We start from the raw sequence: 20,061 nt of genomic DNA, 5'->3' as shown, positions 1-20,061 counted from the left end.
CGCCTGCGGGGCGGTGGGGGCTGGTCGCGCAGTGCCCCGCGCCCCTGACGGGGCGCTGTTGCTGCCGTAGCTCTAGGCGGAAGCCGAAAATCCGCACATGCTGCGTGCATGACAGCAAAACTGATGCAGCGTCAGCTGACGAGACGTCACATCCTGGGCGCGATCGCCCTCCAGACCGCCGCCGCGGCCGGTCTCACCCGTGTCGGGCTCCAGCCGGCGCAGGCCGCCGAGGAAGCGGCCGACGTCGACAACGCACCCGCGATCGTGGTCGGTTCGGGGTACGGCGGGGCCGTGGCCGCGCTGCGCCTCGGGCAGGCCGGGGTGCGCACCCTCATGATCGAGATGGGCATGCTGTGGAACACGGCCGGCTCCGACGGCAAGGTCTTCTGTTCCACCGCCGCCCCGGACCAGCGGTCCATGTGGTTCAAGTCCCGCACGGAGGCCCCGCTCGCCTCCTTCCTCTGGCTGGACGTCGTCAACAAGAACATCACCCCCTACGCGGGCGTGCTCGACCGGGTGCACTACGACAACATGTCCGTGTACGTGGGACGCGGGGTGGGGGGCGGGTCGCTGGTCAACGGGGGGATGGCGGTGACCCCGCTCCAGTCCTACTTCGCCGAGCAGTTCCCGACCGTGGACGCGAGCGCGATGTACAACACGTACTTCCCGCGGGCCCGCGCCATGCTCGGCGTCAACACCATCGACCCCGCCTGGTTCGAGTCGACCGAGTGGTACCAGTTCGCCCGGACCTCCCGGAAGGCCGCCGCCAACACCGGGCTCAAGACCACCTTCGTACCGAACGTCTACGACTTCGGGTACATGGAGCAGGAGGCCGCCGGCACCGTCACCAAGTCCGCGCTCGGCCAGGAGGTCATCTACGGCAACAACTACGGCAAGAAGAGCCTCGACAAGACCTACCTCGCCGCCGCCCTCGGCACCGGCAACGTCACCATCCACACCCTGGAGAGGGTGAAGTCCGTCACGCGGGCCGGTGACGGGTCGTACGTCCTGAGCGTCGACCGGATCGACACGACCGGAGCCGTCGTCGAGAGCAAGCAGTACAGCTGCACGTACCTGTTCCTCGGCGGGGGCAGTCTCGGGACCACCGAACTGCTCGTCCGGGCCCGGGACACCGGTGCGCTGCCCGCGCTCGACTCCACGGTGGGAGGCGGCTGGAGCACCAACGGCAACACCATGGTCGGGCGTGCCAACCACATCTGGGACACCACCGGGGCCAACCAGTCCACCATGCCGGTCATGGGCATCGACGACTGGGCCAACACCGGCAACCCGGTCTTCGCGGAGATCGCCCCGCTGCCCATCGGGTTCGAGACCTGGGTGAGCCTCTACCTGGCGATCACCAAGAACCCGCAACGGGCGTCCTTCACCTACGACCCGGCGAGCGACAAGGTGAAGCTGGGCTGGACCGCGGCCCAGAGCGCGGTCTCGGTGGCCATGGCCAAGAAACTGTTCGACCGGATCAACTCGGCCAACGCGACGATCTACCGGTACGACCTGTTCGGCTCGGCCAGCAAGGTGTTCGCGGACGACTTCTGCTACCACCCTCTCGGCGGCTGCGTCCTTGGCCGGGCGACCGACGACTACGGCCGGGTGAAGGGGTATTCGAAGCTGTACGTCACCGACGGTTCGCTCGTGCCCGGGAACATCGGCGTGAACCCGTTCGTCACCATCACCGCACTCGCCGAGCGGACGATGGAACGGGTTCTCGCCGAGGACTTCTGAGTTTCAGGAGGCCCGAAGTGCCGTTCTACTTCTGGTAGATGGCCTCGATCTCGTCCGCGAAGTCCTTCGCCACCACGTTGCGCTTGAGCTTCAGGGACGGCGTCAGGTGGCCCGACTCCTCCGAGAACTGGGAGGACAGAATGCGGAACTTCCGCACCGATTCCGCCTTCGACACCGCGGCGTTGCCGTCGTCGACAGCGTCCTGGACCGCCGCGATCAGGTCCGGGTCGTCACGCAGCGACGCCGCGGTGGCACCCGCCGGCTTGCCGTGCTCAGCCGCCCAGCGGTGCAGGAACTCCTCGTCGAGAGTGACCAGCGCGCCCACGAACGGCCGCCCGTCGCCCACCACCATGCACTCCGCGACCAGCGCGTGCGCGCGGATCCGGTCCTCGATCACGGCCGGGGCGACGTTCTTGCCGCCGGCGGTGACGATGATCTCCTTCTTGCGGCCGGTGATCCTGAGGTAGCCGTCCTCGTCGAGGGTGCCGATGTCACCGGTGTGGAACCAGCCGTCGGCCAGCGCCTCGGCGGTCGCGGCCGGGTTGTTCCAGTACTCCTTGAACAGGTGCTCGCCGTGCAGCAGCACCTCCCCGTCGTCCGCGATGCGGATCACCGAGCCGGGCAGCGGCTGCCCGACCGTGCCGATCTTCTGCCGGTCCCAGGGGTTGAACGCGGTCGCCGCACAGGACTCGGTCAGGCCGTAGCCCTCCAGGACCGTGAAGCCGATACCGCGGAAGAAGTGGCCCAGGCGCTCGCCAAGGGGGGCGCCGCCGGAAATCGCATATTCGCCCCTGCCGCCGAGCACCGCGCGCAGCTTGCTGTAGACGAGCTTGTCGAAGGTCTTGTGCTTGATCTTCAGGCCGAGGGCGGGGCCCGACGGGGTGTCCAGCGCCTTGCTGTACGCGATCGCGGTGTCGGCCGCCTTGTCGAAGATCCTGCCCTTGCCGTCCGCCTGCGCCTTGGCGCGCGCCGAGTTGTAGACCTTCTCGAAGACGCGCGGGACACCGAGGATCAGCGTCGGCCGGAACGCGGCCAGTTCGTCGGTGAGGTTCTTGATGTCCGGGACGCAGCCCAGTCTGATCGGCGCCATCATCGGGGCGATCTGCACGAGCCGGCCGAAGACGTGCGCGAGCGGCAGGAAGAGGAGGACGGAGCACTCACCGGTGCGGAAGAGGGGGCGCAGCCGCTCCACGATGTTGCCGCACTCGGCGAAGAAGGCGCGGTGGGTGAGGACACAGCCCTTGGGACGGCCGGTGGTGCCGCTCGTGTAGACGATGGTCGCCGGGTCGTCCGCCTTCGCCTGCGAGCTGCGCTCGTCGACCGTGGCGTCGGTGACGCCCTGGCCGAGTCTGCCGAGTTCCTCCAGGGCGCCCGCCTCGATCTGCCAGACGTGCTTGAGGGCGGGCAGCGTCTCGCGCACCGACTCGACGGCGGCCGAGTGGTTGTCGAGTTCCACGATGCAGGCGGTCGCGCCGGAGTCACTGAGGATCCACTGCACCTGCTCCGGCGAGCTGGTCTCGTACACCGGCACGGTGACCGCGCCGGCGCTCCAGATCGCGAAGTCGAGGAGCGTCCACTCGTAGCGGGTGCGGGACATCAGGCCGACCCGGTCGCCCGGCTGGACGCCGGAGGCGATGAGGCCCTTCGCGGCCGCGTGCACCTCGGCCAGGAAGGCGGTGGCGGTCACGTCCTGCCAGACCCCGCCGGTCTTGCGGGCCATGACGGCGACGTCCGGATGCTGCGCGGCGTTTCTCCGGACGATGTCGGTCAGATTGCCGTCCGAGGGGACCTCGTACAAAGCCGGAAGGCTGAACTCGCGCAAGACTGCTGCTCCTCATAGGGCGCCGGCGCCACGACGTTGTGCGATGCGACGGTACGGTCCAAGGCTCGGGCAGGTGCTCAGGGTTCGCCACGGGCTGGGAAGATCCGGTGGTTGAATTCCTGAGCACGACTGGACTGCCCGGACGTTACCCGCCGGTATGGGTTCTTCGACAGGGGGTCCTGGCGAGATGTTCGGTGCGTCACACGGTTGGTGTTCCTTCGCTTACGGTAGTCCACGGCCTTAGTGACTGACCAGTAACCGCAGGTCCGGCCACCGCCTGTTCACGTATGCCGCACAGGCCTACCCTTGATCACCATGGCAGCCACACCCTCCGGCACCCCAAGGGTCCGTGTCCACGTGGTCAGCGATGTGCACGGCAACGCCCGTGACCTGGCCAGAGCCGGCGACGGCGCCGACGCCCTGATCTGCCTCGGCGACCTGGTCCTCTTCCTCGACTACGCCGACCACTCCCGCGGTATCTTCCCCGACCTGTTCGGCGTCGAGAACGCCGACCGTATCGTCGAACTGCGCACCGCCCGACGCTTCGAGGAGGCGCGGGAGCTGGGGGCCCGGCTGTGGGGCGGGATCGGCATGGACCGGGCCACGGCGATCGAGAAGGCGGTGCGCAAGCAGTACGCCGAGCTGTTCGCGGCGTTCCCGGTACCGACGTACGCGACCTACGGCAACGTCGACATGCCGCCGCTGTGGCGGGAGTACGCGGGCCCGGGCACCACCGTCCTGGACGGCGAGCGGGTCGAGATCGGCGGGTGGGTCTTCGGCTTCGTCGGCGGCGGGCTGCGCACCCCCATGCGCACCCCCTACGAGATCTCCGACGAGGAGTACGCGGCGAAGATCGAGGCGGTCGGCGAGGTCGACGTGCTCTGCACGCACATCCCGCCGGAGGTGCCGGAGCTGGTGTACGACACCGTCGCGCGCCGTTTCGAACGGGGCAGCCGGGCGCTGCTGGACGCGATCCGCCGCACCCGCCCCCGGTACTCGCTCTTCGGACATGTCCACCAGCCGTTGGCGACGCGGATGCGGATCGGGGCCACCGAGTGCGTGAACGTCGGGCACTTCGCGGGTACCGGCCGGCCCTGGGCGCTGGAATGGTGACGGCCCCGGACAGGGGGTGAAGTCGGCTGGTCGGGCGCGCGGTAGCCTTCACGCTGCACCCGCGTGCGCACGCTCGCGCACGGCGACCCCTTTTACTGGTCCCACCGGTCCCACCGGCCCGCACTGGAGGAGCCACGGCGATGGCGGAACACACCAGCTCGAACATCACGATCGAGGCGGCCCCGGCCGACGTCATGGCGGTGATCGCCGACTTCGGGCGTTACCCGGACTGGACCGGCGAAGTGAAGGAGGCGGAGGTCCTGAAGACCGACGCCCAGGGCCGTGCCGAGCAGGTCCGCCTGGTCATGGACGCCGGCGCGATCAAGGACGACCAGGTCCTCGGATACACGTGGACCGGCGACAACGAGGTCTCCTGGACGCTGGTGAAGTCCCAGATGCTCCGCTCCCTGGACGGCTCGTACCTTCTGAAGCCGGCGGGCACGGGTTCGACCGAGGTCACGTACTCGCTGACGGTGGACGTGAAGATCCCGATGCTCGGCATGATCAAGCGCAAGGCCGAGAAGGTCATCATCGACCGGGCGCTGGCGGGGCTGAAGAAGAGGGTCGAGTCGGGGGAGAAGTGAGCCAGGGGCGCGTCGCTGGGGTACGCGTAGGACCCCGGGTGCGGGTGCGCGGTGGCTGGTCGCGCAGTTCCCCGCGCCCCTTACGGGGCGCTGCAGTCGCGTCAGCTACATAGCAGCGGGCATACATAACTGCGGGCAGTCGTGCCGCTGGGGCGATGGGGGTCCCCCCGCTCGAGCGAAGCCGAGAGTGGGGGAGGGTGGGCGCGGCGGCACCCTGCCAACGCCGGTAAGTGACACCCCCCGCGGCCAGCCCCAGCTCCGGGCACCGATCAAGCGAGGCCCGCTTCAGTTACGGTTCACCCTCATGCGCACCATCCTGATCACCGGCCCGGGCGGCAGCGGCCGTACGACCGTCGCCGCGGCCACCGCCCTGCGCGCCGCGGCCGAGGGCACCCCCACCCTCGTCCTGAGCGCCGACCGCACCGACACCCTGGGCGCGGCCCTGGGCGCGGCGACAGGACCGGAGCCCACCCGCCTCACCCCCACCCTCAGCACATGGCGCCCCGACGCCGCCGCCCGCTTCCGCGAGGACCTCGCCGCCTTCCAGACCCGCGCCGCGAACGTCCTCGACCTCCTCGGCGCCTCCCGCCTGGACACCGAGGAACTCACGCCCCTGCCCGGCGCCGAGGAACTCTCCTTCCTGCGCGCCCTGCGCGACGCCGCCCTCTCCGAGCGGTACGAGCTGCTGGTCGTGGACCTGCCTCCCGCCCCGCAGGCGCTCGCCCTCCTCTCCCTCCCCGAGGAGCTCCGCCGCTACCTGCGCCGCCTGCTCCCGCCCGAGCGGCAGGCGGCCCGCGCCCTGCGCCCCGTCCTCGGCCGCCTCGCCGGCGTCCCGATGCCCGCCGACTGGCTCTACGAGACCGCGGCCCGCTGGGACGCCGAACTGGCCGCCGTGGAGGCCGTCCTCGCCGACCGCCGTACCGCCGTACGCCTGGTCGCCGAACCCGGGCCGGCCGGCGCCGACGCCGTCCGCACCGCACGCCTCGGCCTCGCCCTGCGCGGCCTGCCCGCCGCGACCCTGGTCGCCAACCGCGTGCTGCCCGAGGCCACGCCGCTGCACGCCCTCGTCGCCCAGCAGCGCAAGGCCCTCGCCGAGTGGGGAGAGGCGTACGACGTCACACCCGTCGCCCACCTCGGCCACGACCCGCGGGGCACCGACGACCTGGCCGCGCTCGCCGTACCGGGCGTCAACATCACACCCGCCCCGGTCGAGTGGCCCGTCGCCGACCGGATCGAGGAGGACGGCGTCCTCGTCTGGCACATCCCGCTGGCCGGCGCCGTACGGGACGACCTCGACCTGGTCCGCCGCGGCGACGAGGTCGTCGTCACCGTGGGCGGCTTCCGCCGGATCGTCGCCCTGCCGTCGGCCCTGCGCCGCTGCACCGTCGCCGGGGCCGCCCTGCGCGACGGCGAGCTGCGGCTGCGCTTCGCGCCGGACCCGGCGCTGTGGCCGCGCTGACGGTGAAACCGGTACGCCCGTTCGGGTAACGTCGTAGAGACGAACCGTAGTCAGGAGTCCGCCATGAGCGAAGAGCGCCCCACAGCTGACGCCTCCGAGGCCGCGGACGAGGTACGGGCGACGGACGACGACGCCTGGGCCACCGCCTGCGCCGAGGACCTGGAGGCCGAGAAGACCCGCCGCCGCGCCCGGTACGGCCCGCCCCCCGGTTCGGCCGCCGAGGAGCTGCGCAAACTCGTCGACGCCGTGGCCGACAAGCTCTCCGGCATCCAGCCCCCGCTGCTCGGGGCGGTCGCCGGACCCGCCGCCCAGCAGGTGGTCCGGCAGGTCGTCCAGCAGGCGAAGAACGCCGTCGAGCCCGTCATAGAGCGCAACCCGGACGTCTTCGACCACCTGGCCGCGGCCGGCAGCGAACTCCTCGCCGCCTACCGCTCCGCGGTCCAGGCCCAGGAGACCCGCTGGACCTCCGGCCGCCACGACAAGGGCGAGGGCCCCGGCCCCGGCGAACGCATCGACTTGGACTGACAGCCCCGTCGCATCCCTGAGTCCCGCGCCCGCACCGCGGAACGGTCCATCCACCGGACGGACGACGAGAACCCGACGGCAGGGCCTCGGGTACGGTTGGCCGTAGCGGGGCTCGACCGAAACTGAGGGATTCATGGGACTCACCATCGGCGTCGACATCGGCGGCACGAAGATCGCGGCCGGCGTGGTCGATGAGGAAGGCAACATCCTCTCGACCCACAAGGTGCCGACCCCGGGCACGCCCGAGGGCATCGTGGACGCCATTGCTTCCGCCGTAGAGGGCGCCCGTGCCGGGCACGAGATCGTCGGCGTGGGCATCGGTGCCGCCGGTTACGTGAACCGGCAGCGCTCCACGGTCTACTTCGCGCCCAACATCGACTGGCGCCAGGAGCCGTTGAAGGCTGAGGTCGAGGCCCGGGTCGGCCTCCCCGTGGTCGTGGAGAACGACGCCAACGCCGCCGCCTGGGGCGAGTACAAGTTCGGCGCGGGCAAGGGCCACCGCAACGTCATCTGCATCACGCTCGGCACCGGCCTCGGCGGCGGCATCATCATCGGCAACAAGCTGCGCCGCGGCCACTTCGGGGTAGCCGCCGAGTTCGGGCACATCCGGATGGTCCCGGACGGACTGCTGTGCGGCTGCGGCTCGCAGGGCTGCTGGGAGCAGTACGCCTCCGGCCGCGCCCTGGTCAGGTACGCCAAGCAGCGCGCCAACGCCACCCCCGAGAACGCCGAGGTCCTGCTCGGCCTCGGGGACGGCACCCCCGACGGCATCGAGGGCAAGCACATCTCCATGGCCGCCCGCCAGGGCGACCCGGTCGCCGTCGACTCCTACCGCGAGCTCGCCCGCTGGGCCGGCGCCGGCCTCGCCGACCTGGCCTCCCTCTTCGACCCCTCCGCGTTCATCGTCGGCGGCGGCCTCTCGGACGAGGGCGAACTGGTCCTGGACCCGATCCGCAAGTCCTACAAGCGCTGGCTGGTAGGCGGCAACTGGCGCCCGGTGGCCGAAGTCATCGCGGCTCAGCTGGGCAACGAGGCCGGCCTGGTGGGCGCCGCCGACCTGGCGAGAGAGCCCGACCCGATCATGTGACGCCCTGGACTTCCGGGATGCGGCAACCGCAATCCCCTGGGGGCGCGGGGAACTGCGCGACAAGCCACACACACCGGCAGTCGCACACCCGCCTCGCGCCCCACCCCAGCAGCGCACAGCCCCTCTCCGGGCGTACATTGATCAATATGGCGTCGCTCCCCAACTCCCACACGGAGCCCGACGGTTCGGCCGTCATCCGGGTCCTCAGCTACAACATCCGCTCCATGCGGGACGACACCGACGCCCTCGCCCGCGTCATCAAGGCCTGCGCCCCCGACCTGGTTCTGGTCCAGGAGGCTCCCCGCTTCTTCCGCTGGCGCAAGAAGCTCGCCCGCCTCGCCTCGGCATCCGGCCTGGTGATCCTCACCGGGGGTGCCACGGCGGCCGGTCCGGCGATCCTCTGCGACCTGCGCGCCACCGTCGAGCGCACCGAGGACGTGCTCCTCCCCCTCACCCCCGGCCTGCACCGCCGCGGCCTCGCGACCGCCGTCGTCCGGTTCGGCGGCGCCCGCCTCGGCGTCACCAGCTTCCACCTCAGCCTCCAGCAGGACGAGCGCTACGAGCAGGGCGGCATGCTGCTCGACCGGGTCGCCGGCCTGGGCGTGGAGCACGCCATCGCCGGCGGCGACCTCAACGACCGCCCCGACGGCCGCACCTTCCGCCGTCTGGCCGACGCCTTCCAGGACTGCCGTACCACCGCACCCTGGGGCGGTGAGTTCACCTCCTGGTCCACCGACCCCCATCAGCGCATCGACGCCATCTTCGCGACGAAGGGCATCGAGGTGCTCGGCTGCGGCGTACCGACCGGCCTGCCCGGCCTCACCGACGCGGATCTCCGGGCGGCCACCGACCACCTCCCGGTCCTGGCCGCTCTCAAAGTCCCCGCCGTCTCCTAGCGCCGCACCGGGCAACGTTCGCCCCGTCGCGACGCCCGGCACCCTCCCCCCAGAGAGTGCCAGGGCCCGTCCGGAGCGATTCCGGACGGGCCCTCGGACGGCGGCGGATCGGTCAGACGACGGCTCCCCGCCCGGGGTCGCCGTCCCCCTCGTCGTCGGTCTTCATCCTGGTCACCAGCGTCACGAACCCGCCGAGGAACCCGCCGATGCCCAGCGTCGCCAGCCACCAGGTCATGTCCCAGCCCAGCACCACCGCGAGCAGCAGCAGGACCGGCCCGCCCACCACGCCCAGCCAGGCGAACTTGGCCGTGGTGTCGGCCTCCGGCAGCGGCGGGGGCTCGGGCGGCACGAAGTGCCCCTCGTCGTCCTCGTCGAAGTCGTCCTCGGACGGCTCCGGCGCCGTGTAGTCACGCGGGCCGCCCACCCCGGGCGCGAAGGAGACGGAACTGCCCAGCGGCCCCACGGGCCGCTGCTCCTCGGCCGCCCCGGCCCCGGTTCCGGCGGCCTCCGCGGACGCCTCGGGCTCGTCCTCCTCCATCGGCGGCAGCGCGAGGTCCTGCACCGGCTTGAAGGGCGTCGTACCCGGCGGGTCCGGCGGTTCCTCGCCGTACCCCGCGACGATCGCCGCCCAGGCGGCCGCCTCGTCGAAGGGCGCCCCCGTCTCGTCCGGCTCGCGGTCCTCGCGGTCGGAGTCGTGCTCAGCCAACTGCGGCCGTCCCTTCCTTGCCGACACTGGGTGCGAGCCGTCCGATGAAGGCGAGGCTCTCATCGAAGATCCGGTCCGCGTCATGGTCCAACGTCGCCACGTGGTAACTCTGTTCCAGCACGACCTCCGTTACGTCCGTGGAGGACACCCGGCTCAGAATGCGGGCCGAATCGGCCGCCGGGACCACGTGGTCCCGGGTGCTGCGCAGGAGCAGCAGCGGCTGAGTCACCTGCGGCAGCTCCTTGTCCACCTGGCGGAAGAAGTTCCGCAGCGAGTGCGCGCTGTGCAGCGGCACCCGGTCGTACCCCGTCTCCGCGGCGCCCGGCTTGGCGATGTCGCTGGCGATGCCCTTCGTCGTGCGCACGAGATGCCGGGCCACCGGAAGGGCGTACGCCGACAGGCCGTGCACCTTGTTCGCCGGGTTGACGATCACGACGCCGTCCACCCCCGTACCGTTCCTGGCGGCCAGCCGCAGGGCGAGCGTGCCGCCCATGGACAGCCCGGCCACGAACACCTGGGAACAGCGCTCGCGCAGCAGCCGCAGCTCGCGGTCCACCTCCGCGTACCAGTCCTGCCAGCCGGTGACCTGCAAGTCCTCCCAGCGGGTGCCGTGCCCGGGCAGCAACGGCAGGGAGACGGTCAGGCCATGCGCCGCATGGTGCTCCGCCCAGGGGCGCAGCGACTGGGGCGAGCCGGTGAAACCGTGGCAGAGCAGGACGCCGACCTCCCCGCCGTCATGGCGGAACGGCTCGGCTCCGGGGAGAACCGGCACCTTCGGTCTCCAATTCATGAGAGGGCGGAACTGAACAGGGCACGGACGACGACTCCAGTTGTGCTTCACGGTACGCGACGGCACTGACACCGACCAGGGTCGTCGGGCTCATTCGCGGCGCCGCGGGTTAAGGTCTGATCGACGGACACAGGAGGCACTCGGTTGTTGTACGGCGCGATGAAGGTCGCTATCGGGGGACCGCTGAAGGTCGCCTTCAGGCCCTGGGTGGAGGGCCTGGAGAACATCCCGGCCGAGGGCCCGGCGATCCTGGCCAGTAACCACCTGTCCTTCTCGGACTCGTTCTTCCTGCCCGCGGTGCTGGACCGCAAGGTCACCTTCATCGCCAAGGCCGAGTACTTCACCACGCCCGGTGTGAAGGGCCGTCTCACGGCCGCCTTCTTCAAGGGCGTCGGCCAGCTCCCGGTGGACCGCTCCGGCGCGCGCGGCGCCGGCGAGGCCGCGGTGCAGAGCGGCATAGACGTGCTGGAGCGCGGCGAGTTGTTCGGCATCTACCCCGAGGGCACCCGCTCGCCCGACGGCCGCCTCTACCGCGGCAAACCGGGCGGCCTCGCGCGCGTGGCGCTCGCGACCGGCGCCCCGGTCATCCCGGTCGCCATGATCGACACGGAGAAGATCCAGCCGCCGGGGCAGGTGATGCCCAAGCTGATGCGGCCCGGCATCCGGATCGGCAAGCCGCTGGACTTCAGCCGTTACCAGGGCATGGAGCACGACCGGTTCGTGCTGCGCGCGGTGACCGACGAGGTCATGTACGAGATCATGAAACTCTCCGGCCAGGAGTACGTGGACATCTACGCGACGGCCGCCAAGCGGCAGCTCGCGGAGGCCGCCAAGGCCGCCAAGGCCGAGAAGGAAGCGGCGAGAGCGGAGAAGAAGGCCACCGAGTCCTAGACCGGCGGACCGGGGGAAGCCGGCCGGGGGGCCGGCGGAGTGACTGGGGGGTCATGAGCAAGCGGGAACGCGTCATACGGATGTCGGTCGAGCAGCCCCTGTGGCGTGCCCTCACCGGCTACCGCGTGCTGACCCTGCCGTACGCGATCGGCCTGTTCGCCTCGGCCTACCACGAGTACGACCGCGCGGGCGTCGCCATCGCCTACTACGCCGTCCTGACCGTCTGGACCCTGGCGACCCTGCCCCGCGTGCAGAGCGCGGCGGCCTGCACCAAGCGCTTCCTCGCCGTGGACCTCGCCATCGCGCTCACCGGCATCGTGCTGACCCCGTGGGTGGTCACCCAGGTCCACATCGACCGGGGCGGCTCGACCCTGCCGTCGATATGGACCGCCGGCTCGGTCCTCGCCTACGCCCTCAAGGGCGGCTGGCGCTGGGCCGCGTTCGCCTCCACGCCGGTCGCCGCCGCCAACCTGGTCGAGCGCGGCCACCCCGCCCGTGACACCGTCCACAACGTGGTCCTGGTCTGGGTCGCCTCCATCGCCATCGGGTACGTCGTCGAGGTCGCCCGCGCCTCCGAGCGCACCCTCGCCCGCGCCCTGGAGATCGAGGCGGCCACCCGGGAACGCGAGCGGCTCGCCCGGGACATCCACGACGGCGTGCTCCAGGTGCTCGCCATGGTGCAGCGGCGGGGCACGGTCCTCGGCGGCGAGGCGGAGGAACTGGGCCGGCTGGCCGGGGAACAGGAGGTGGCCCTGCGGACGCTGGTCTCCGCAGGCCTGGTGCCCCCCTCACGGGTCTCCGAGGACGAGGCCCAGGGCGCGGTCGTACGCCTGGTCGAGGAACCGGACGACAGCGGTCCGGTCGACCTGCGCACGCTGCTCGCGCCGTACGCCGGATCCCGGGTCAGCCTCGCCGAGCCCGGCGCGCCGGTGGAGCTGCGACCGGCGGCCGCACGCGAGTTGGCCGCCGCTGTCGGTGCCGCCCTGGACAATGTGCGCAGACACGCGGGGGACGGGGCGCGGGCCTGGATCCTGGTCGAGGACGAGCCCGGCGCGGTCGTGGTGACCGTACGGGACGACGGCCCCGGCATCCCGGAGGGCCGGCTCGCCCAGGCCGAGGGGGAGGGGCGGCTCGGGGTGGCCCAGTCGATCCGGGGGCGGCTGCGCGACCTCGGCGGCAGCGCCGAGCTGTTCTCGACTCCCGGGCAGGGCACGGAAGTCGAGCTGACGGTACCGAAGGTCTCCCCGGGGAAGGCGGAGCGGTGATGAGCATCAAGGTCATGGTGGTCGACGACCACCCGATGTGGCGGGACGCGGTCGCCCGGGACCTGACCGAGTCCGGGTTCGAGGTGGTCGCCACCGCGGGGGACGGCGAGCAGGCGGTGCGCCGCGCCAAGGCCGCGGCGCCCGACGTCCTCGTCCTCGACCTCAATCTGCCGGCCAAGCCGGGCGTCCAGGTCTGCAAGGAACTCGTCGGCCACAACCCGGCGTTGCGGGTCCTGGTCCTGTCCGCGAGCGGGGAGCACGCCGACGTGCTGGAGGCGGTGAAGTCCGGCGCGACCGGCTACCTGCTCAAGTCCGCCTCGACCGAGGAACTGCTCGACGCGGTCCGCCGTACCGCAGTCGGCGACCCGGTGTTCACCCCCGGCCTCGCCGGACTGGTCCTCGGCGAGTACCGCCGGCTGGCCTCCGAGCCGGCCCCGGCGACCGCGGACGCCGACCGGCCAGGCGCGCCCCGGCTCACCGACCGCGAGACCGAGGTACTGCGGCTGGTCGCCAAGGGCCTGAGCTACAAGCAGATCGCCGAGCGCCTGGTCATCTCGCACCGCACGGTCCAGAACCATGTGCAGAACACCCTCGGCAAGCTGCAGTTGCACAACAGGGTGGAACTGGTGAGGTACGCGATAGAGGCGGGACTCGACGACTGATCTGATCTGATCTTCGGGCAGCGCGTAAACCAACCGCCCGACAATTCACCGGAATTGCCCTTACCCGCCCATCCCTGTGTGAGCTGGATCACCATTAGCGTGAGTCCCACAGGCAACCGCGGCGAAGGGACATTTCCATGCGGGTCGGAGTACTGACCGGAGGCGGCGACTGCCCCGGGCTCAACGCCGTCATCCGCGGCATCGTCCGCAAGGGCGTGCAGGAGTACGGCTATGAATTCGTCGGCTTCCGGGACGGCTGGCGCGGACCCCTCGAAGGCGACACCGTCCGCCTCGACATCCCCGCCGTACGCGGCATCCTGCCCCGCGGCGGCACCATCCTCGGCTCCTCGCGGACCAATCCGCTCAAGCAGGAGAACGGCATCCGCCGGATCAAGGACAACCTCGCCAAACTGGAAGTCGACGCGCTGATCGCGATCGGCGGCGAGGACACCCTCGGCGTCGCCGCCCGCCTCACCGACGAGTACGGCGTGCCGGTCGTCGGCGTCCCGAAGACCATCGACAACGACCTGTCCGCCACCGACTACACCTTCGGCTTCGACACCGCGGTCGGCATCGCCACCGAGGCCATCGACCGCCTGCACACCACCGCCGAGTCCCACATGCGGGTCCTGGTCTGCGAGGTGATGGGACGGCACGCCGGCTGGATCGCCATCCACTCCGGCCTCGCCGGCGGCGCCAACGTCATCCTCATCCCCGAGCAGCGCTTCGACGTCGACCAGGTGTGCGCCTGGGTCACCTCCCGCTTCAAGGCGTCGTACGCCCCGATCGTGGTCGTCGCCGAGGGAGCCATGCCGAAGGACGGGGACGTCGTCCTCAAGGACAAGTCCCTCGACTCCTTCGGGCACGTCCGGCTCTCCGGGGTCGGCGAGTGGCTGGCCAAGGAGATCGAGAAGCGCACCGGCAAGGAGGCCCGGACCACCGTCCTCGGGCACATCCAGCGCGGCGGCACGCCCAGCGCCTTCGACCGCTGGCTGGCCACCCGCTTCGGCCTGCACGCCGTCGACGCCGTCCGCGACGGGGACTTCGGCAAGATGGTCGCGCTGCGCGGTACCGACATCGTCCGGGTGCCGATCGCGGAGGCCACGGCCAGGCTGAAGACCGTCGACCTGAAGCTGTACGAGGAGGTCGGGGTGTTCTTCGGCTGACAGCCGCCGGCCGGACCTCCCTGGCTCTCCTCGGCTCTCCGGTTCTCCTCGACCCGCGCGCCGCCACGGCCACCGTGACGGCGCGCGGTGCGGACTACCGGACCGGCCTCTCCGCCAGGAACGTGCCGCTGCCATGCAGCTGACCGATCAGCTCGCGGACCACGGCGGCGCCGTTCAGCGTGAGGACCGACTCGGGATGGAACTGCACCCCGGCGAAGCCGGGGCCGCGCACCGCGTGCACCTCGCCGTTCCCCGCCCGGCTCACCTCGACGCCGTGCGCGGCCAGTTCCCGCGCCGCCTCCTCGTCGCAGCGGGCCACGAAGCTGTTGTAGAAGCCGACCGTCTCCGGGCGCCCGAACAGGTCCACGGACGTCTGCGCGCCCTGGTAGGGGACCTGCTTGCGGATGATGTCCAGCCCCAGCTCCGCCGCGATCAGCTCGTGCCCGAGACACACGCCCAGCACCCCGTGCCGGTGCTCCCGGATCAGGGTCGCCGTCAGCTCCCGCAGGAACCGCATCCTCGGATCGTCCAGGTCGGACGGGTCACCGGGGCCGGGGCCGAGCACCACCGGACCCTCGTGCGCGAGCACCGCCGCCCGCAGCCCCGGCTCGTCGTAGCGCCGGACGGTCACGTCGAGTCCGCCGGCCCGCAGCACATGCGCGAGCATCGCCGTGAACGTGTCCTCCGCGTCCACCACGAACGCGTGCCCGGCCAGTTCGCCGGTCCGCTCCTGCATCCGCAGCCAGAACGGCGCCAGCGCGGCCCGCCGCCCGTCCAGCGCGGCCCGCACCCGGGGGTCGTCCGCCAGCCGGGGCCGCTTCTCCTCGCCCCGTGGCCGGGACGGCCGTACCCCGAGGGCCGCCAGTACGCCCGCCGCCTTGGCGTGCGTCTCGGCGACCTCGCTCGCCGGGTCCGAGCCGCGCACCAGCGTGGCGCCGACGGGGACCCGCAGCCGGCCGTCCGCGTCGATGTCGGCGGTGCGGATCAGGATGGGGGAGTCCAGGGTCTGGGCGCCGCCGGATTCCCCGGATTCTTCCCGCCCGCCGGCCGCGGACCGGCCGAGCAGGGCCAGCGCACCGGCGTAGTAGCCGCGTCCGCCGACCTCGTGCCGCTCGATCACCCGGCAGGCGTTCTGCACCGGGGACCCCGTGACGGTCGCCGCGAACATGGTCTCCTTCAGGACCTCCCGCGCGTCCAGCGAGGACTTCCCGCGCAGCTCGTACTCGGTGTGCGCGAGGTGCGCCATCTCCTTCAGCCGCGGGCCGACGACCACCCCGCCCATGTCCCCCACCGTGCACATCATCTTGAGCTCCTCGTCGACGACCATCGACAGCTCCTCGATCTCCTTGCCGTCGGCGAGGAAGCCGAGCAGGTGCTCGGGGGTGGGGCCCTCGGCGGGATAGCGGTACGTGCCGCTGATCGGGTTCATGACCACCGTGCCGCCGGACATCCGGACGTGCACCTCCGGGCTCGCGCCGACCAGCGTCCGGTCCCCGGTGTGCACGACGAACGTCCAGTAGGCGCCCCGCTCGCCCTCCAGGAGCCGCCGGAACAGAGCCAGCGCGTCGGCGCGTGAGAAGCCCGGGATCCGGCCCTCGTACGTCCGCCGGATCACGAAGTTCGCGCCCTCGCCCCGGCCGATCTCCTCGCGCAGCACCCGGCCGACGATCCGCGCGTACGCGTCGTCGTCGACGTCGAAGGCGCCGCCTTCGACGCGGACGTCGTGGGCGGGGAGGGTCGCGAGGGCCTCGTCCAGTGGAATGTGACATACCACTGTCGGGGTCAGCGCCAGCAGCGGTGTCCCGTCGTCCCGCACGTCGAACCCCCGCTCCCGGATCTGCCGGTACGGGATCAGGGCGAGCCCCTCGTCGGGCAGGTCGGCGAGCCGGTCGTGGGCGGTGACCGGGCCGAGCAGGACCTCCACCGTGCTCTCGTCGTGGCCGGGGGTACGGCGGCGGAGCAGGGCGAAGGGGCGGTCGTCGTGGAGCAGCTGGTTCAGGTCCATGGTTCCTCTGCGGTCCTATGTCAGGGAGACAGGTGGGAGAGGAACGGCCCCGGGAACGCCGAAGGCCGCCCCTCCGGGCGGCCTTCGCGAAGTCTTGCGTACGCGCAGTCAGTGGGCCGCCGGAGAAGCGGTCCACCACCAGTTCCGAGTCGAATGCGCGAACATGCCGGAAACCCTACCCCACCGCCCGCCCTGTCCACAGGACAATCACCGCGTCTCACCAGTCGAGCCGGAGGAAAATATGGCGACACGACCCCGTAATGTTTACGAGGTGACCGTGAACGCTAAGACCAGCCTCGGTGCTGGCAACACCTGGCGAAACCTGCCCGCGGCGCAGCAGCCCGAGTACCCCGACCCCGAGGCTCTGCGCGCAGTCGTTGCGGAGCTGGAGTCGTATCCGCCGCTCGTCTTCGCGGGCGAGTGCGACCAGCTGCGCGCCCGGATGGCGGCCGTCGCCAAGGGAGAGGCGTTCCTTCTCCAGGGCGGCGACTGTGCCGAGGCCTTCGACGCGGTGTCCGCCGACCACATCCGCAGCAAGCTCAAGACCCTCCTCCAGATGGGTGCCGTGCTGACGTACGCCGCGTCGGTGCCCGTGGTGAAGGTGGGGCGGATCGCCGGCCAGTACAGCAAGCCGCGCTCGAAGCCGACCGAGACCCGCGACGGCGTGACGCTGCCGACCTACCGCGGCGACTCCGTCAACGGCTTCGACTTCAACGAGGCCGCCCGCATCCCGGACCCCGAGCGGCTGAAGCGGATGTACAACGCCTCCGCCTCGACGCTGAACCTGGTGCGCGCCTTCACCACCGGCGGCTACGCGGACCTGCGCCAGGTGCACGCCTGGAACCAGGACTTCGTGAAGTCCTCCCCGTCGGGCCAGCGCTACGAGCAGCTCGCGCGTGAGATCGACAACGCGCTGAACTTCATGCAGGCCTGCGGCGCGGAGCCGGAGGAGTTCAAGACGGTCGAGTTCTTCTCCTCGCACGAGGCGCTGCTGCTGGCCTACGAGTCCGCCCTGACCAGGGTCGACTCGCGCACCGGCAAGCTGTACGACGTCTCGGCGCACATGGTGTGGATCGGTGAGCGCACCCGGCAGCTGGACGGTGCGCACATCGAGTTCGCCTCAAGGATCCGCAACCCGATCGGTCTCAAGCTCGGCCCGGCGACGACCGCCGAGGAGGCGCTGAGGTACGTCGACCGCCTCGATCCGGACCGCGAGCCGGGCCGGCTGACCTTCATCGTCCGGATGGGCGCGGACAAGGTCCGCGACAAGCTCCCCGAGCTGGTCGAGAAGGTCACCGCCTCGGGTGCCACCGTGGCCTGGGTGGCCGACCCGATGCACGGCAACACCTTCGAGGCGGCCTCGGGCCACAAGACCCGCCGCTTCGACGACGTGCTCGACGAGGTCAAGGGCTTCTTCGAGGTCCACAAGGCCCTCGGCACCCACCCGGGCGGCATCCACGTGGAGCTCACCGGTGACGACGTCACCGAGTGCGTGGGCGGCGGCGACGAGATCTTCGTCGACGACCTGCACCAGCGCTACGAGACGGCCTGCGACCCGCGGCTGAACCGCAGCCAGTCCCTCGACCTGGCCTTCCTGGTCGCGGAGATGTACCGGGACCAGTAGGGCTCCCGGCGGTGCTCTGGGGCGCGGATCACACCGGATCCGCGCCCCTCGCGCTTTCGCGATCCCCAAGGGGTGGGTAAGGTTAGGTTTGCCTCACCGGAAAACGGGATGGCAGTGAAGAGATCCGTCCCGTCGGGAGGTGAACCGCGTGTACGTCTGCAGCTGCTTCGGCATCACCGAGGCCCAGGTCAAGCAGCACGCGGCGGACGGCGCCTGCACCCCCCGGCAGGTGGCGTCCGCCTGCAAGGCGGGGACGGACTGCGGTTCGTGCGTCCGCCGCATCCAGGCGATTCTCGGCCGGGGCGCCTGCCCCCGCCGCGAGCCGGCCGGCCAGGGCCGCCCGGTGCTCGCCGCGGTCGACGACGTCGAGGCGGTCGCCGCGCTCGACGAAGCGGCCTGAGGCCCGGTGCTCAGCTCTCGGGCTGCTCGATGATCTGCGAGAGGTAGAGCGCCTCGCCGAGCTTCTCCACCAGCTCCAGCTGGGTGTCGAGGTAGTCGATGTGGTGTTCCTCGTCCTTCAGGATGTCCTCGAAGATGTTCGCGGACGTGATGTCGCCCTTGTCGCGCATCACCTTGATCCCGCGCCTGAGGCGGTCGATCGCCTCCACCTCGATCTGCCGGTCGGCCTCGAACATCTCCTTCACGGTCTGCCCCACCCGGACGTGGAACAGCCGCTGGTAGTTGGGCAGCTCCTCCAGGAACAGGATGCGGTCGGTGAGCACCTCGGCGTGCTTCATCTCGTCGAACGACTCGTGCCGGGTGTACTTCGCGAGTTTGTACCAGCCGAAGTTCTCCTGCATCTTCGCGTGCAGGAAGTACTGGTTGATCGCGGTGAGCTCGCCGGTGAGCTGCTCGTTGAGGAATTCGATGACCTCGGGGTCGCCCTGCATCGCAGAGGCTCCTTCCGCATGGGTTCCGTACCGGACGGATGGGACGTTTGCGGCGCATGATTGCACCGGCACAGAAGATCGTCCAGTAAGTGCGGACTTAGTAAGTAAGTGGAAGTCTGGTGCTAATTGAGCGATTTGCTGATCTTTGGGCGGTCTGCCTGGTCGAGTGCACCGCCCGTGGTCTGTCAGGATGGAAGGCATGGGTCATCCGGTGGAGCACGCGTCTCGGGGAACCGCGGGAGCCGGGCTTCCGCCGGGTCAGCGGTTGCAGCGCGGCTGGCCGGTCACGCACTACGGCCCGGTGCCCAGGTTCCGGCCCGAGCGGTGGGAGTTCCGGGTCTTCGGCGCCACCGCCGACGGGGGCGTGCGCATCTGGAACCACGAGCAGTTCACGGCCCTGCCGTACGTCACCGTGGTCGCCGATCTGCACTGTGTGACGAAGTTCAGCATGCTCGGCGCGGAGTGGGGCGGGATCCCGGCGCGGACCGTCCTGGAGCTTGCGCCGCCCGCCCCCGAGGCCACCCATGTGATGGTCTGGGCGGAGTACGGCTTCAGCTCCAACCTGCGCCTCGCGGACTTCGCCGCCGAGGGCACCGTCTTCGCCACCCACAAGGACGGCGAACTCCTCACCGCCGAGCACGGCTTCCCGGTCCGCCTGGTCGTGCCCCAGCTGTATGCCTGGAAGGGCCCCAAGTGGGTCCGCGGCGTCGAGTACATGACCGCCGACCGGCGCGGCTTCTGGGAGGAACGCGGCTACCACAACATCGGCGACCCCTGGCGGGAGCAGCGCTACTCCTACCAGGAGGGGCCGGGGGACGGCCCCGAGCTCTGAG

The 20,061-nt window shown here is 70.9% G+C and carries 20 protein-coding genes; 14 read left to right on the top strand and 6 right to left on the bottom strand.

Annotated elements, in window-relative coordinates; translation table 11 throughout:
• The first annotated feature begins 108 nt into the window (after positions 1–108).
• Positions 109–1,743, top strand: coding sequence for a GMC oxidoreductase (locus tag LQ326_RS32350; RefSeq protein WP_234542614.1), 1,635 nt, complete (start codon positions 109–111; stop codon positions 1,741–1,743).
• Positions 1,744–1,768: 25 nt separating this feature from the next.
• Here the strand turns inward: LQ326_RS32350 and LQ326_RS32345 are convergent, their stop codons facing one another.
• Positions 1,769–3,565 (bottom strand): AMP-dependent synthetase/ligase, encoded by a 1,797-nt coding sequence (locus LQ326_RS32345; RefSeq protein ID WP_234542613.1) that lies wholly within the window; start codon positions 3,563–3,565, stop codon positions 1,769–1,771.
• Positions 3,566–3,880: 315 nt separating this feature from the next.
• Here LQ326_RS32345 and LQ326_RS32340 point away from each other — a divergent pair, with 315 nt between their 5' ends.
• From LQ326_RS32340 to LQ326_RS32315, 6 genes are all read left to right on the top strand, one after another.
• The gene (locus LQ326_RS32340; protein ID WP_234542612.1) at positions 3,881–4,678 is read left to right on the top strand and encodes a metallophosphoesterase family protein; all 798 of its coding nucleotides are present in this window, start codon (positions 3,881–3,883) and stop codon (positions 4,676–4,678) included.
• Between the two features lie 140 nt (positions 4,679–4,818).
• Positions 4,819–5,262 (top strand): SRPBCC family protein, encoded by a 444-nt coding sequence (locus LQ326_RS32335; protein ID WP_234542611.1) that lies wholly within the window; start codon positions 4,819–4,821, stop codon positions 5,260–5,262.
• Positions 5,263–5,566: 304 nt separating this feature from the next.
• Positions 5,567–6,721, top strand: a complete 1,155-nt coding sequence (locus tag LQ326_RS32330) for an ArsA family ATPase (RefSeq protein WP_234542610.1) — start codon at positions 5,567–5,569, stop codon at positions 6,719–6,721.
• Between the two features lie 63 nt (positions 6,722–6,784).
• Positions 6,785–7,246 (top strand): DUF5304 domain-containing protein, encoded by a 462-nt coding sequence (locus LQ326_RS32325; RefSeq protein WP_234542609.1) that lies wholly within the window; start codon positions 6,785–6,787, stop codon positions 7,244–7,246.
• Between the two features lie 133 nt (positions 7,247–7,379).
• Positions 7,380–8,333, top strand: a complete 954-nt coding sequence (locus LQ326_RS32320) for an ROK family glucokinase (protein ID WP_234542608.1) — start codon at positions 7,380–7,382, stop codon at positions 8,331–8,333.
• 146 nt (positions 8,334–8,479) lie between these two features.
• Complete coding sequence (locus tag LQ326_RS32315) at positions 8,480–9,229, top strand: endonuclease/exonuclease/phosphatase family protein (RefSeq protein WP_234542607.1); 750 nt, start codon at positions 8,480–8,482, stop codon at positions 9,227–9,229.
• A gap of 112 nt (positions 9,230–9,341) precedes the next feature.
• Here the strand turns inward: LQ326_RS32315 and LQ326_RS32310 are convergent, their stop codons facing one another.
• Positions 9,342–9,935: a hypothetical protein gene (locus LQ326_RS32310; RefSeq protein WP_234542606.1), complete on the bottom strand. Its 594-nt coding sequence runs from the start codon at positions 9,933–9,935 to the stop codon at positions 9,342–9,344.
• Positions 9,928–10,707, bottom strand: coding sequence for an alpha/beta hydrolase (locus tag LQ326_RS32305; RefSeq protein ID WP_234542605.1), 780 nt, complete (start codon positions 10,705–10,707; stop codon positions 9,928–9,930). Before LQ326_RS32305 ends, LQ326_RS32310 begins: the two co-directional genes overlap by 8 nt.
• A gap of 177 nt (positions 10,708–10,884) precedes the next feature.
• Between LQ326_RS32305 and LQ326_RS32300 the strand changes: the two genes are divergently transcribed.
• The 4 genes from LQ326_RS32300 to LQ326_RS32285 all read left to right on the top strand — a co-directional run bounded on the left by LQ326_RS32300 (position 10,885) and on the right by LQ326_RS32285 (position 14,709).
• Positions 10,885–11,616, top strand: coding sequence for a lysophospholipid acyltransferase family protein (locus LQ326_RS32300; protein ID WP_234542604.1), 732 nt, complete (start codon positions 10,885–10,887; stop codon positions 11,614–11,616).
• 53 nt (positions 11,617–11,669) lie between these two features.
• Positions 11,670–12,881 (top strand): MacS family sensor histidine kinase, encoded by a 1,212-nt coding sequence (gene macS, locus LQ326_RS32295; protein WP_234542603.1) that lies wholly within the window; start codon positions 11,670–11,672, stop codon positions 12,879–12,881.
• Positions 12,881–13,543 (top strand): response regulator, encoded by a 663-nt coding sequence (locus tag LQ326_RS32290; protein WP_234542602.1) that lies wholly within the window; start codon positions 12,881–12,883, stop codon positions 13,541–13,543. The genes macS and LQ326_RS32290 overlap by 1 nt, the downstream gene beginning before the upstream one ends.
• Before the next feature lie 137 nt (positions 13,544–13,680).
• The gene (locus LQ326_RS32285) at positions 13,681–14,709 is read left to right on the top strand and encodes a 6-phosphofructokinase (RefSeq protein ID WP_234542601.1); all 1,029 of its coding nucleotides are present in this window, start codon (positions 13,681–13,683) and stop codon (positions 14,707–14,709) included.
• Positions 14,710–14,803: 94 nt separating this feature from the next.
• Here LQ326_RS32285 and LQ326_RS32280 read toward each other — a convergent pair whose 3' ends face one another.
• Complete coding sequence (locus LQ326_RS32280; protein WP_234542600.1) at positions 14,804–16,714, bottom strand: anthranilate synthase family protein; 1,911 nt, start codon at positions 16,712–16,714, stop codon at positions 14,804–14,806.
• A 108-nt stretch (positions 16,715–16,822) separates the two neighbouring features.
• Positions 16,823–16,879 carry a trp operon leader peptide gene (locus LQ326_RS48850; protein ID WP_362754581.1) on the bottom strand — a complete coding sequence of 19 codons (57 nt, stop codon included), beginning with the start codon at positions 16,877–16,879 and terminating at the stop codon, positions 16,823–16,825.
• A gap of 106 nt (positions 16,880–16,985) precedes the next feature.
• Here LQ326_RS48850 and LQ326_RS32275 point away from each other — a divergent pair, with 106 nt between their 5' ends.
• Together LQ326_RS32275 and LQ326_RS32270 are read left to right on the top strand one after the other, a co-directional pair.
• Positions 16,986–18,338: a class II 3-deoxy-7-phosphoheptulonate synthase gene (locus tag LQ326_RS32275; RefSeq protein ID WP_234542599.1), complete on the top strand. Its 1,353-nt coding sequence runs from the start codon at positions 16,986–16,988 to the stop codon at positions 18,336–18,338.
• Positions 18,339–18,477: 139 nt separating this feature from the next.
• Positions 18,478–18,738 carry a (2Fe-2S)-binding protein gene (locus tag LQ326_RS32270; protein ID WP_234542598.1) on the top strand — a complete coding sequence of 87 codons (261 nt, stop codon included), beginning with the start codon at positions 18,478–18,480 and terminating at the stop codon, positions 18,736–18,738.
• Positions 18,739–18,748: 10 nt separating this feature from the next.
• Here the strand turns inward: LQ326_RS32270 and bfr are convergent, their stop codons facing one another.
• Entirely contained in the window at positions 18,749–19,228 is a 480-nt protein-coding gene (bfr, locus tag LQ326_RS32265) for a bacterioferritin (protein ID WP_234542597.1), read from the bottom strand.
• 199 nt (positions 19,229–19,427) lie between these two features.
• Here bfr and LQ326_RS32260 point away from each other — a divergent pair, with 199 nt between their 5' ends.
• Positions 19,428–20,060, top strand: a complete 633-nt coding sequence (locus LQ326_RS32260) for a sulfite oxidase-like oxidoreductase (RefSeq protein ID WP_234542596.1) — start codon at positions 19,428–19,430, stop codon at positions 20,058–20,060.
• Position 20,061 lies beyond the last annotated feature (1 nt).

Source organism: Streptomyces shenzhenensis (assembly GCF_021462265.1).
GTDB classification, from domain to species: Bacteria; Actinomycetota; Actinomycetes; order Streptomycetales; family Streptomycetaceae; genus Streptomyces; species Streptomyces shenzhenensis.
Note: the sequence above shows the minus strand (reverse complement) of the source record. Positions and strands in the feature narration are given on the sequence as shown.